We start from the raw sequence: 12,400 nt of genomic DNA, 5'->3' as shown, positions 1-12,400 counted from the left end.
CTCGCGCCGCGCGTCGGCGCCGCTCAGCGCGGCGGCGTGGCCCCGTCGACGAAGCTGCGCAGCACGCCGAGCAGGGCGGCCTTCTGGTCCTCGGTGAGCCGGGCGTCGGCGCGGATGGCGTCCTCGGTGCTGGCCGGCGCGGAGGTCGCCGCCGCACCCGGCGCGGGCTGCGGGCCCGGCCCCGCCGCGGCGGGGCCGGCGGGCTCGGCCGTCGACCAGCCCGCCTGGGAGAGCAGCTGCTCGGTCGAGAGCTGGAGCGCGTCGGCGATCGAGCGCAGCACCTTGAGCGACGGCTGGTGCAGCCCCCGCTCGACCTGCGACAGGTAGGCGTTGGAGACGCTGGTCAGCGAGGCCATCTCGCGCAGCGACAGGTTGGCCAGCTGGCGCTGGGCGCGGATGAAGTCGCCCAGCGCGTTGACCTGCTCGGTCCACGGCCCGGTGCGCGCGCTCGACCCGTTCTCCGACGTGCTCGTCGTGGCCATCGCCTCCTTCGTCCGTGCGCATTCTCCCCGATGCGGCGCGGTGCGCGGGCGGGACGGTGCTCACCCGGCGCGCACGTAGCTGCCGGGGGCCTCCTCGATCGCCGGGTGGGCGGTGCTGCCCAGTGGCGGTGGGGGCGCCTGCGGACCGGCCCGCTCCCCCGCCCAGATCGCCCAGTCATCCCACCAGCTCCCGGGCCGGCGTGCGGCGGCGGCGAACCAGTCGTCGGGCGCCGCGGGCAGCGGCCGCGTCCCGACCCGGTGCGCGGACCGGGCCGACGGCGGGTTCACGACGCCGGCGATGTGCCCGGCCGTCGTCAGCACGAACCGGACGTCACCGCCGAGCAGACGGGCGCCGGCGTAGACCGAGCGCCACGGCGCGATGTGGTCGGTCTCGGCACCGACGACGTAGGTGTCGCAGCGCACCGCCCCGAGGTCGAGCCGCTCGCCCGCAAGCTCCATCGTGCCCGCGGCCAGCCGGTTCTCGACGTAGAGCTCCGCGAGGTACTCGGTGTGCATGGCGGCGGGCATCCGCGTCGAGTCCACGTTCCACGCGAGGAGGTCGAACGCAGGCGGGTCCTCCCCCAGCCACCAGCCGTCGAGCACGTAGCGCCACACCAGGTCCGCGGGGCGCAACGCGTCGAACACCGCCTTCATGCTCGAGGCCGGCAGGTAGCCGGTGGCGCGCATCCGGCGCGCCAGCCGGTCGACGGTCCGCGCGTCGGTGAAGACGCCGAGCGGACCGGGCTCGGAGTAGTCGAGCATCGTGTTGAGCAGGGTCAACGACGCGATCCGGCGGTCGCCGCGGGCCGCCAGCCAGGCCGCCCCTGCCGTGGCCAGGGTGCCGCCGAGGCACAGCGCGGCGACGTCGGCGCGGGACTCGCCCGTGATCTCCTCGACGACGTCGAGCGCGGCGAACAGGCCCTGCTGCAGGTAGTCGGACAGCGTCAGGTCCCGCTGCGCGCCGTCGGGGTTGCGGTAGCTCATCGCGAACACCGTGCGGCCGTGCTCGACGGCCCACTGCGCGAAGCTGCGCCCCGGCGCGAGGTCCATCACGTAGTACTTGTTGATCCACGGCGGCGAGAGCAGCAGCGGGGTGCGGTGCACCGTCGGCGTCGTCGGCGCGTACTGGATGACCTCGACGAGGTCGTTGCGGAACACCACCGCACCGGGGGTCGCGGCGAGGTCGTGACCGACGACACACGCATCGGCGGCGACCTGGCGGGGCATGCCGCCGTTCATGGCGACGTCACGGACCAGGTTGCGCAGACCGCGCAGGACGCTGCGCCCGCCGGTGCGCAGCGCCGCGGCCGGGACGTCGGGGTTGGACCACGGCCAGTTGACCGGGTCGGCGGCGACGACGGCCTGCTCGACGAGGAAGGCGAGCTTGCGACGGGCCACCGGGCCCAGCTCGACGTCCTCGACGACGGTCCGCGCCCATCCGGCGAGCACCTCGTGCTCCCGGCGGCAGAGCGCGTACCAGGGGTTGTCCTCCCACGCCGGGTTGCGGTGGCGCCGGTCGGCCGACCGCGCACCGGGCGCGCGGGTCCCCGGCACGCGGGTCCCCGGTACGGCGTCGGCTGCCGCGCGCAGGGCGGCGCCGGCCAGCTGCGCGGTCGCGGTGACGGCGGTCCCGGGGTGCGCGGCGACGGCCACTGCCGTCTCGGCCAGTGCGCCGGCGAAGTTCATCGGGTCGACCCGGGCGACGAGCCACGAGGGCGAGACGACGTCGCCGAGGCGACCCCCGGCCCCGGCGAGGACGTCGCCGAGCCGCCGGGCCGCCGCGACGGGGCCCGGGGGACGGCCGGACCCGGAGGGCATCCCCTCGGACGTGCTCACCCCGGCCCCCCTGACGTCCCGACGCCCCGCCGCCCGTCCCGCGGGTTCACGGGACGTGACGAGTTGCACTGTCACCCGCACGGCGGATGCGCCGGGCCGGGAACGAATACCCACGCCGCTGCGTTGGAACGGACAGAACCTCAGGCGGCAGACGCCACAGCGTACCGCCGAGGTCGCGCAGGGAGGGAACCACAGATGACCGCGTCGATCACCGCCCGCAAGCCCAAGGCCGTTCCGGAGCAGCGTACCGCCCCCGAGCGTGAGGCGCTGCAGGCAGACACCCCGGTCGAGCTGTCCGCCGACGAGCTCGACGCGCAGAGCCCCGCGGCCGACCTCGTCCGCGTGTACCTCAACGGCATCGGCAAGACCGCACTGTTGACCGCCGCGCAGGAGGTCGACCTCGCCAAGCGGATCGAGGCCGGCGTGTTCGCCCGCCACGTCCTCGACACCGCCGCGGCCGAGGGCCGCGAGCTGGACCCCGACTACGCCAGGGACCTGCGGGCCGTCGCCCGCGACGGCGCCCGCGCCCGCAACCACCTGCTGGAGGCCAACCTCCGGCTGGTCGTGAGCCTGGCCAAGCGCTACACCGGCCGCGGCATGCCGCTGCTGGACCTGATCCAGGAGGGGAACCTGGGTCTGATCCGCGCCGTCGAGAAGTTCGACTACGCGAAGGGCTTCAAGTTCTCCACGTACGCGACCTGGTGGATCCGCCAGGCGATCACCCGCGGGATGGCCGACCAGGCCCGCACGATCCGGCTGCCCGTGCACCTCGTCGAGCAGGTGAACAAGCTCGCGCGCATCAAGCGCGACATGCACCAGCGGCTGGGCCGGGAGGCGACCCACGCGGAGCTGGCCGAGGAGTCCGGCCTGCCCGAGGAGAAGATCGCCGACCTGCTCGACCACGCCCGCGACCCGGTGAGCCTCGACATGCCGGTCGGGTCCGAGGAGGAGGCGCCGCTCGGCGACTTCATCGAGGACGCGGAGGCCGCCGACGCCGAGAACACCGTGATCTCGCACCTGCTGCACGACGACCTGCGCCGGGTCCTCGCGACGCTCGACGAGCGCGAGCAGAACGTGATCCGGATGCGCTACGGCCTCGACGACGGTCAGCCGTGCACGCTCGACCAGATCGGCCGCCGGTTCGGCCTGTCGCGCGAGCGGGTGCGCCAGATCGAGCGCGAGGTGATGGCGAAGCTGCGGGTCGGGGAGCGCGCCGACCGGCTCCGCGCCTACGCGAGCTGAGCCGTCCCACCACCGTCCGACAGCCGTCGGTCGGCGACCGGACCCCGGTCGCCGACCGTCGGGTCGTCGCCGCCCACCGGGCTCCCCGTGAGTTGACGGGCGACGACTTCCGCGGACGTTGTACCGTGCCCGGCCTCGACACGGCCGGGCGACAGGCACCCCTATCGGGTGGCGGAGCGTGAACGGCGCTCAGCCGAGGGTGAACGGGTCGCGGGTGCCGCCCGTCAGCTCGACCCACACCGACTTGTTCTCGGTGTACTCGTTGACCGCCTCGACGCCGTTCTCCCGGCCCAGGCCCGAGCTCTTGTAGCCGCCGAACGGCACGCTCGGGGCGACGACGCGGTAGGCGTTGATCCACACCGACCCCGCCCGGATCCTGGCCGCGACCCGGTGCGCGCGGTGCACGTCCTTGGTCCAGACCGCCCCGGCGAGGCCGTACTGGGTGTCGTTGGCGAGCTTGATCGCCTCCTCCTCGGTGCTGAACGTGTACGCGGAGAGCACCGGGCCGAACACCTCCTCCCGGACGACCGTCGACTCCGGTCCCACACCGGTGAGCACAGTCGGCTTCACGAACAGCCCGCCGAGTCCCGTGTCGGCGGCCCCGCCGTAGGCGACCGTCGCACCCTCGCCCTTGGCCGTCTCCAGGTAGCCGAGCACCTTCTCGTACTGCGGCCGGTTCGCCACCGGACCCATCTCGGTGTCGGGGTCGTTGGGGTCGCCGAGCCGGATCCGTGATGCCCGCTCCGCCACCAGCCGCACGAGGTCGTCGTGCACCGACTCGTGCACGATCAGCCGCGACCCGGCCATACAGGTCTGCCCGGTGGCGGCGAAGACGCCGGCGACGAGCCCGTTGGACGCGGCCTCGAGGTCCGCGTCGGCGAACACGACCTGCGGGGACTTGCCGCCGAGCTCGAGGGTGACCTTGTTGAGGTTCTCCGCGGCGGCGTGCGCGACGGCACGGCCGGTGGCCGTCGAGCCGGTGAACGCCACCTTGTCGACGCCGGGGTGCCCGGCGAGGTGGGCCCCGAGCTCGCGGGAGCGTCCGGTGACGACGTTGACCACGCCCGCGGGGAAGCCGGCCTGCTCGAACAGCTCGGCCAGGCCCAGCGACGACGCCGGCGCGTGCTCCGACGGCTTGACGACGACCGTGCATCCGGCCGCGAGGGCGGGCGCCACCTTCCACGTCAGCAGCAGCAGCGGCGAGTTCCACGGCGTGATCGCCGCGACGACGCCGACCGGCTCCCGGCGGGTGTAGACGAGGTAGTTCGGGTTGGGCGAGGGGATCTGACGTCCCTCGAGCTTGTCGGCCAGCCCCGCGTAGTAGTGGAACCAGCCGCCCAGCCCGTTGAGCTGGCCCAGCATCTCCCGGTAGAGCTTGCCGGAGTCGTTGACCTCCAGCCGGGCGAGCCGCTCGGCGTTCTCCCCGATCAGGTCGCCGAGGCGACGCATCAGCGCCGCGCGGGCGAACCCGGTCAGCTCGCCCCACTCGCCGTCGAACGCCGCCCTCGCCGCCGCGACCGCCGCGTCGACGTCCTCGGTCCCGCCGTCGGGCAGGACGGCCCACGGCCGCCCGGTGTAGGGGTTCTCCGACTCGAACGTCGCTCCCGAGATCGCGTCGACCGACTTGCCGCCGATCACCATCCGGAAGTGCTCGAGATCCGCCATTTCGTCCGTCCTCCTCGACGTCGCCAGGGCGTGCTGCCGGATCACGCTACGAGAAACCCGACCCGGGCGGCCATCGCTGCGCGGCGCGCCCGGCTCCATGACACAGGTCACACCGATACCGCGCGGTGGGATGACTCTCAGGAATGGTGTCGCCCTGGGCCGGGTGCATACCCTGCGTGTGTGACCGGTTCCCTCTCGAGTGCGCAGGCCCGTCCCGGCCCGGTGGATCCCGCGACGATGCGCGACGTACTGGGGCACTTCGTGTCCGGCGTCGTCGTGATCACCGCGATCGGCCCGGAGGGACCGATCGGCTTCACGTGTCAATCCTTCGCGTCGCTGTCGCTCGACCCGCCGCTGGTCAACTTCTCCCCGGCGCGGACGTCGTCGACCTGGCCCCGCATCCGGGAGACCTCGTCGTTCTGCATCAACGTGCTCGCCGAGGACCACCAGCACTACAGCGCCGGGTTCGCACGCTCGGGCGTCGACAAGTTCGCGGGCGTCACGTGGAGCCCGGCACCCTCGGGCGCACCCGTCCTCGACGGCGTGACGGCGTGGGTCGACTGCACGCTCGAGCACGAGTACGAGGGTGGCGACCACACGATCGTCGTCGCCCGGGTGCACGACCTCGGTGCCGACGCCTCCCGGCTGCCCCTGCTGTTCTACCGGGGCGGCTACAGCGCGGTCTCCCCCGCCGTCGAGGAGGGTGGCCGATGAGCCCCGTCCTGCTGGGCCTCGTCGGCGGACCCGACGCCGGTGGCCGTACCACGACCGCGGTCGAGGGCGTGCTCGTCGGCGCCGAGAAGGCGGGCGCCACGACGTCGTTGCTCGAGCTGAGCCAGGCCGCTCCCGACGAGGTCGCCGCGGCGCTCGAGGCGGCCGACGGCGTGGTGTTCGGCAGCCCGGTGTACCGGGCGACCTACAGCGCCCTGCTCAAGCAGGTCCTCGAGGCCACCGAGCGCGGCCGCTGGGGCGAGAAGACCCAACCCCTGCAGGGCAAGGTCGCGGCGACCGTGCTCACCGGCGCGAGCGCGCACCACTTCCTCGCGGTCGACGACCTGCGCAACGTCCTCGCCGGGTTCTTCGCCGTCCAGGTGCTCTCCCCCGGGCTCTACGTCGAGCAGGCGGGCTACGTCGACCGCACGACGCTGACGCCGGAGACCGCGGAGCTCGCCGCGGTGCACGGGGCGGCGCTCGCCGACCTCGCGAGGGCGGTCCGCGGTTCGGCGGCGCTGCAGGCGATCACGCCGCAGGTCTGAGCGCGGATCGCGCAGGCCACGCCTCGTCGGGGTCCCCCGCTCACGGGCCCTCGGACAGCAACGCGCGCACCGCGTCGGCGTCCGGCGCGGTGAGCGCGCGGGCGGCCAGCTCGGCCGCCGCGCACACGTCGATCTCGCGGACGGTGTGCTTGGAAGCGGCGACGGCGGGCGCCGCGACGCTCAGCTCCCGCACGCCCAGGCCCAGCAGCACGGTGGCGGCGGCCTCGTCCGCGGCGGCCTCGCCGCACACCGCGACGAGCACGTCGGGACCGGCGCCGCGACAGGTCGCGGCGACCAGCGCGAGGACGCCGGGGTCCAGCGGGTCGGCGAGCCCGGCCACCGCGTCGTTGCCGCGTTCGGTGGCCAGCGCGTACTGGGTGAGGTCGTTGGTGCCGATGCTCAGGAAGTCCACGTGCGGTGCGAACGCGGCGGCCTTGAGCGCCGCGGCCGGCACCTCGACCATCATCCCGACCTGCAGGTCCGCCGGGGTGCCGCGGCCTTCGGCGACGACGGCGGCGTCGAGCGCCGCCCGGGCCGCGCGCAGCTCGGCGACCGTCGAGACCATCGGGAACATGACGCTCACCGGGGTCGCGTGCGCGGTGCGGACGATCGCGCGCAGCTGGGTGTCGAGCAGGTCCGGTGCGCGCAGCGCCAGCCGCAGGCCGCGAAGCCCGAGGAACGGGTTGGCCTCGGCGGGCTGCGCGACGTAGGGCAGCGGCTTGTCCCCACCCACGTCGAGGGTCCGCAGCGTGATCCGGCGACCGCCGAGCGCGGCGGCGATCCCCCGGTAGGCGGCCTCCTGCTCGTCGATCCCGGGTGCGGCGTCGCGGCCGAGGAACAGGAACTCGGTGCGGACCAGCCCGGCGAGGTCGGCGCCGGTCGCGGCCGCGGCGTCGGCGGGCCCGGCGGCGTTGACCCCGACGAGCACCCGCACCCCGTCGCGGGAAACGGCCGGCTCCCGCGCCAGCGCCCGCGCCGCGCGGTCGCGGACGGCCTGCGCGGCGGCGCGGTCCCGGAACCGGTCGGCGTCGGGGGGCGCGGGGTCGACGAGCAGCTCACCCGTCGCGCCGTCGAGGGCCAGTGGCGTCCCGGCCGCGATGTCGAGCACGGCGTCGCCCGCCCCGACGATCGTCGGGATGCCCTTGGCCCGCAGCAGGATCGCCGCGTGCGCGGTCGGGCTGCCCGCCGCCAGGACGACCCCGACGACGGCCACCGGGTCGAGGGCGGCCGCGTCGGCCGGGGTGAGGTCGCGGGCGACGAGGACACCCTCGCCCGCGACGGGCGCGTCCGCCGCGGGCACGCCGAGCAGGGCCCGCAGGACCTGGTCACCGACGGCCCGGACGTCGGCGGCCCGGGCGCGCTGGTACTCGTCGGGCAGGGCCGCGAACCGCTCGGCGACCGCGCGGATCGCGTCGGCCCACGCCCGGGGCGCGCCGACGCCGGCGTCGATGCCGGCGACCGCGGCCTCCCGCAGGTCGGGGTCGTCGAGCAGGGCGAGGTGGGCGTCGAAGATCGCCGCCTCGTCGGCGCCCGCCGTGGTGGCGGTGTGCGCGCGGGCGGCCTCGATCGTGGACGCGGTGGCGCGCAACGCGTCGTCGAGCGCGGCCCGGTCGGCCTCCGGGTCGTGTGACGACGCCCCGGGGAGGTCGGACCCGTTGGGGAGAGCGGAGCCGTCGGGGAGAGCGGGGGCCCGCAGCGGACGCGCGGGTCCGACGACGACTCCCGGGGAGGCGCCGAGCGGGCGGCCGGCGACGGCCGGCGCCGCCGGGGCCGTCGGCGGCGCGGCCTGCGCCAGGGCCGTCTGCGGCGCGGCCTGCGCCAGGGCCGTCTGCGGCGCGGCCTGCGCCGACGCCGCCGCGGCCGGGCCCGTCAGGCCGGATGCGGTCGCCGCCGCACCGACCCGGTCGAGTGCGGTGGTCGCGTCCGGCCCCGAGGCGACGACCTCGATCTCCTGCCCGGCGAGCACGCCGAGCCCCGCGAGCCGCGAGAGGCTCGTGACGTCGGCCCAGTCCGAGCCGGTCGTCGCGTTGCGGGCGCGGACGTCGGCGTCGAGTCCACGGACCGCGCCGACCAGCCGGGACGCGGGCCGTGCGTGCAGGCCGTGCGCGTCGGTGACCACCAGGCGCAGGACCGGGCCGCCCGCGACGGGTCCGGCGTCCCCGGGCGCCGGTGCCGGGCCACCGAGCTGCGCGGTCTTCGCCGCGAGCGCACCGGACGCCTCGGCCGCGACCCCCGCCCGGTCGGCACCCCCGGCCGCAGTGACGACGGCGGCCACCAGCCCCTCGACCAGCGGTGCCGCACAGAGCAGCACGCGCTCGGCGCGGTCCGGGTCGAGCATCTCCACCGCGAGCTCCGCGGAGAGCACCGCGCTGCCGAGGTCCATCAGCACGACCACCCCGGCGCCCTCGTCGGCCGCCTCGATCGCGGTCATGATGGCGGCGGCGTCGGTGCCGAACGTCGTGTCGTCGAGACCGGCGGCCACCTCGATCCGTGGGCCGCCGTCGTGCACCATCTCGCGGGCGAGCCCGACGGCCGCGTCGGCCAGCACCCGGCTGTGGGACACGACGACGATCCCCACGACGGCGACGGCCTCGCCGCCGTCGACGGGCCCGCGGCTCTCGGCGGGAGCGGTCACGCCAGTGCGTCGGCCGCGGCGGCCACGAGCATCGTGACCGAGGTGGCTCCCGGATCCTGGTGTCCCGCACTGCGTTCGCCGAGGTAGCTCGCCCGGCCCTTGCGGGCGACGAGCGGGATCGTCGCGTCCCGCCCTGCTGCTGCGGCGGCCGCCGCCGCGCGCAGGGCCTCGGCGAGCGGGTCGCCGTCGGCCAGCGCCGCGTCGAGCGCGTCGACGGCGGGACTCAGCGCGTCGTACATGGTCTTGTCGCCGGCCTCGGCCTTGCCGCGCGCGACGACCCCCTCGAGCCCGGCCCGCAGCGCCTTGGCGAAGGCGGGCCCGTCGAGCTCGGTGACCTCGCCCGCCGACGTCGCGACCCGCAGGAACAGCGTCCCGTACAGCGGGCCGCTCGCGCCGCCGACTGTGCTGACCAGCGTCATCCCGACCTTCTTGAACAGCGCCGCCGCGGAGGGCTGCGGCTCGGCGTCGAGTGCCGCGACGACGGCCGTCATCCCGCGGTCGAGGTTGGAACCGTGGTCGGCGTCGCCGATCGCGGCGTCGAGCCGGGTCAGCTCGTCGCGGTGCTCGTGCACCTGGGCCGCGAACCGCCGTACCCAGTCCGTGAGCTGGTCGAGTGTCGCGCTCATGCCCCCCACCGGAGTCCAGGAGTCCTGACCGGCGCGTCCCACAGCCGGATCAGCTCGTCGTCGCACCTGAGCAGCGTGACCGAGCAGCCCGCCATCTCCAGGCTCGTGATGTACGGGCCGACCAGCGACCGCGCGATCCGCACCCCCGCCTTGTCGAGCAGGGCGGCGACCTCGTTGTACATCAGGTACAGCTCCAGCAGCGGCGTGCCGCCCATGCCGTTGACGAAGCAGATGACGCCGTCGGGGCCGGTGAAGTCGAGGTCGGCCAGCACGGGCTCGACGAGCATCGCGGCGATCTCGCGGGCGGGCGCGACGGGGACCCGGCGTCGGCCGGGCTCGCCGTGGATGCCGATGCCGATCTCCATCTGGTCGTCGGGCAGGTCGAACGTCGGCTGTCCCGCGGCCGGCACGGTGCAGGACGTGAGCGCCATGCCCATGCTGCGGCCCTGGCCGTTGACCTTGCGCGCCACCGCCGCCACGGCCGCGAGGTCGCGTCCCTCGTCGGCGGCGGCACCGACGATCTTCTCCAGCAGCACCGTCACGCCGACGCCGCGGCGGCCCGCGGTGTAGAGGCTGTCCTGGACGGCGACGTCGTCGTCGGTGACCACCGAGAGCACGTCGACGCCGGTCTCGGCGGCCGCCAGCTCCGCGGCCATCTCGAAGTTCATCACGTCGCCGGTGTAGTTCTTGACGATGTGCAGGACGCCGGCGCCGCCGTCGACGTTCTTGGTGGCCTCGATCATCTGGTCGGGCACCGGGGAGGTGAAGACCTCTCCCGCGCACGCGGCGTCGAGCATGCCGGGACCGACGAACCCGCCGTGCATCGGCTCGTGGCCGGAGCCACCGCCCGAGATCAGCCCGACCTTGCCCTGCACGGGCGCGTCGGCGCGGTAGACGATCCGGTTCGCGTGGTCCACGCGCAGCTCGGGGTGGGCGGCATCCATGCCGCGCAGCGCCTCGGCGACGACGTCGGCCGGATCGTTGATGAGCTTCTTCATCGTGAGCCCTCCGTTGGGCGCGACCGGATCCTGACGGCACGTGCAGGTCGAGCTGAACGCATTTCGACTATGCCGAACGTCCATCGGAAGGTACGCTCACCCGTGGTGCGGGGCAAGACTCCGACCCGACGAGCCCGGCGACGTGGCGGGAGGCCCGCGTGATCCAGTCCGTGGACCGCGCCGTCCGCATCCTCACGGCCCTGCAGGGCGCCCGGCGGATGGGCCTCGGCGAGCTCGCCGCGGAGCTGGAGCTGGCGCCGTCGACGGTGCACGGCATCGTCCGCACCCTGCTCGACCACGGGATGATCGCCCAGGAGCGCGACTCCGGCCGCTACCGGCTGGGCCCGGCGACGCTACGGCTGGGCAACGTCTACCTCGACACCCTGGAGCTGCGCTCGCGGTCGGTACCGTGGGCGGAGGACCTCGCCGCGCGGACGGGGATGGCCGTGCGGACCGCCGTGCTGCTGGCCGGACCGGGTGGCGACGTCATCGTCGTCGCCCACGAGCCGCGACCGGGCGGCGGCAGGCAGATGAACGAGGTGGGGATCGTGGTTCCCGCGCACGCGTGCGCGCTCGGCAAGGCGTTGCTGGCGTTCGACCCCGCGGGCGAGCCCGCGTTCGACACGGCCGGCGAGCCGTTGCGCAGCATGACGGGCGAGACGATCACCGACCCCGCCCGGCTGCGTACCGAGCTCGCCGCGATCCGCCGCGTGGGGCTGGCCACCGAGGCCGAGGAGGCCGTGCTCGGCGAGTACGGGCTCGCCGCGCCGGTCGCCGACCACAGCGGCACCATCGCGGGCGCGATCGGGCTCGTCGTCCCGCAGACCGAGTGGCCCGTCGGCCCCGGGGCGACCGACGCGCTGCGCGCCGCGGCCCGCAGCATCTCCCGCGAGCTCGGCGCACCGTCGTGGCCGCCCGTGGTGCGCGACCGGCCGGCGGCGAGCGCATGACCGCCCGGCTCGGGATCGGGCTCGCCGCCGTCGCGCGCCCGGCCTACATCACCTCGGGTCGCGACCACGACCTCGGCGCCGACCGCAGCGTCGACGCGCTGCGCGCGCGGACGTGGGCGGTGCTCGACGCGGCCGTCGCGGCCGGGATCGACTACGTCGACGTCGCCCGGTCCTACGGCCGTGCCGAGGAGTTCCTCGCGGGCTGGCTCGACGCCCACCCCGGCGCGCCGGTCGAGGTCGGCTCCAAGTGGGGCTACCGCTACGTCGGCGAGTGGCGCACGGACGCGCCCGTCCACGAGGTCAAGGACCATTCCCTCGGCGCGTTCACCGAGCAGATCGCGCAGACCCGCGCGCTGCTGGGCGAGCGGCTCGCCGTCTACCACGTGCACTCGGCCACCCTGGAGACCGGCGTCCTGGAGCTCACCGACCTGCACGCCAGGCTCGCCGTGCTGCGCGACGAGGGCGTCCGCGTCGGCATCTCGACGTCGGGCCCGCGACAGGCCGAGACGATCCGCCGCGCCCTGGAGATCCAGGTCGGCGGGCGCCCGCTGTTCACCTCGATCCAGGCGACGTGGAACGTGCTCGAGCCCTCGGCCGCCCCGGCACTGGCCGAGGCCGCGGCGACGGGCGCCCGGGTGATCGTCAAGGAGCCGGTCGCCAACGGCCTGCTGGCCCCCGGCGGTCAGGACGGCTCCCCCGGCGCGGCGCGG

At 75.2% G+C, this 12,400-nt stretch carries 11 protein-coding genes; 5 read left to right on the top strand and 6 right to left on the bottom strand.

The features are described from left to right. Positions 1 to 23: 23 nt before the first annotated feature. Together PSD17_RS14740 and PSD17_RS14735 are read right to left on the bottom strand one after the other, a co-directional pair. Positions 24 to 482, bottom strand: a complete 459-nt coding sequence (locus PSD17_RS14740) for a helix-turn-helix domain-containing protein (RefSeq protein ID WP_013675103.1) — start codon at positions 480 to 482, stop codon at positions 24 to 26. Between the two features lie 60 nt (positions 483 to 542). Continuing rightward, positions 543 to 2,318: a PHA/PHB synthase family protein gene (locus PSD17_RS14735; RefSeq protein WP_339122968.1), complete on the bottom strand. Its 1,776-nt coding sequence runs from the start codon at positions 2,316 to 2,318 to the stop codon at positions 543 to 545. Between the two features lie 195 nt (positions 2,319 to 2,513). Here PSD17_RS14735 and PSD17_RS14730 point away from each other — a divergent pair, with 195 nt between their 5' ends. Beyond that, on the top strand, positions 2,514 to 3,560 hold the full coding sequence (locus tag PSD17_RS14730) for a sigma-70 family RNA polymerase sigma factor (protein WP_013675101.1): 1,047 nt from the start codon (positions 2,514 to 2,516) through the stop codon (positions 3,558 to 3,560). Positions 3,561 to 3,749: 189 nt separating this feature from the next. On the opposite strand, the gene PSD17_RS14725 is transcribed toward PSD17_RS14730, so the two are convergent. Next, positions 3,750 to 5,225 (bottom strand): aldehyde dehydrogenase, encoded by a 1,476-nt coding sequence (locus tag PSD17_RS14725; RefSeq protein WP_339122967.1) that lies wholly within the window; start codon positions 5,223 to 5,225, stop codon positions 3,750 to 3,752. A 237-nt stretch (positions 5,226 to 5,462) separates the two neighbouring features. Here PSD17_RS14725 and PSD17_RS14720 point away from each other — a divergent pair, with 237 nt between their 5' ends. Both PSD17_RS14720 and PSD17_RS14715 read left to right on the top strand, forming a co-directional pair. After that, positions 5,463 to 5,939 (top strand): flavin reductase family protein, encoded by a 477-nt coding sequence (locus PSD17_RS14720; protein ID WP_049803682.1) that lies wholly within the window; start codon positions 5,463 to 5,465, stop codon positions 5,937 to 5,939. Next, positions 5,936 to 6,481, top strand: a complete 546-nt coding sequence (locus PSD17_RS14715; RefSeq protein WP_013675098.1) for an NAD(P)H-dependent oxidoreductase — start codon at positions 5,936 to 5,938, stop codon at positions 6,479 to 6,481. The genes PSD17_RS14720 and PSD17_RS14715 overlap by 4 nt, the downstream gene beginning before the upstream one ends. A gap of 40 nt (positions 6,482 to 6,521) precedes the next feature. Here the strand turns inward: PSD17_RS14715 and ptsP are convergent, their stop codons facing one another. Genes ptsP through dhaK form a run of 3 tightly spaced genes read right to left on the bottom strand, consistent with a single transcriptional unit; the run spans position 6,522 to position 10,740 of the window. Further along, entirely contained in the window at positions 6,522 to 9,116 is a 2,595-nt protein-coding gene (gene ptsP, locus PSD17_RS14710) for a phosphoenolpyruvate--protein phosphotransferase (RefSeq protein ID WP_339122966.1), read from the bottom strand. Next, a complete protein-coding gene (dhaL, locus tag PSD17_RS14705) occupies positions 9,113 to 9,742 on the bottom strand; it encodes a dihydroxyacetone kinase subunit DhaL (RefSeq protein WP_339122965.1) in 630 nt (209 codons plus the stop codon). Before dhaL ends, ptsP begins: the two co-directional genes overlap by 4 nt. Beyond that, the gene (dhaK, locus tag PSD17_RS14700; RefSeq protein ID WP_339122964.1) at positions 9,739 to 10,740 is read right to left on the bottom strand and encodes a dihydroxyacetone kinase subunit DhaK; all 1,002 of its coding nucleotides are present in this window, start codon (positions 10,738 to 10,740) and stop codon (positions 9,739 to 9,741) included. Before dhaK ends, dhaL begins: the two co-directional genes overlap by 4 nt. Before the next feature lie 158 nt (positions 10,741 to 10,898). Here dhaK and PSD17_RS14695 point away from each other — a divergent pair, with 158 nt between their 5' ends. Both PSD17_RS14695 and PSD17_RS14690 read left to right on the top strand, forming a co-directional pair. Beyond that, positions 10,899 to 11,690, top strand: coding sequence for an IclR family transcriptional regulator (locus tag PSD17_RS14695; RefSeq protein WP_339122963.1), 792 nt, complete (start codon positions 10,899 to 10,901; stop codon positions 11,688 to 11,690). Beyond that, positions 11,687 to 12,400, top strand: a 714-nt coding sequence (locus PSD17_RS14690) for an aldo/keto reductase (RefSeq protein WP_339122962.1), incomplete at its 3' end; no start/stop codon positions are given. The genes PSD17_RS14695 and PSD17_RS14690, both read left to right, overlap by 4 nt.

Source organism: Pseudonocardia sp. D17 (assembly GCF_036984265.1).
In the GTDB taxonomy this organism is placed as follows: Bacteria; Actinomycetota; Actinomycetes; order Mycobacteriales; family Pseudonocardiaceae; genus Pseudonocardia; species Pseudonocardia benzenivorans.
The sequence above is the reverse complement of the archived record's forward strand: the minus strand, read 5'-3'. Positions and strand labels throughout refer to the sequence as shown.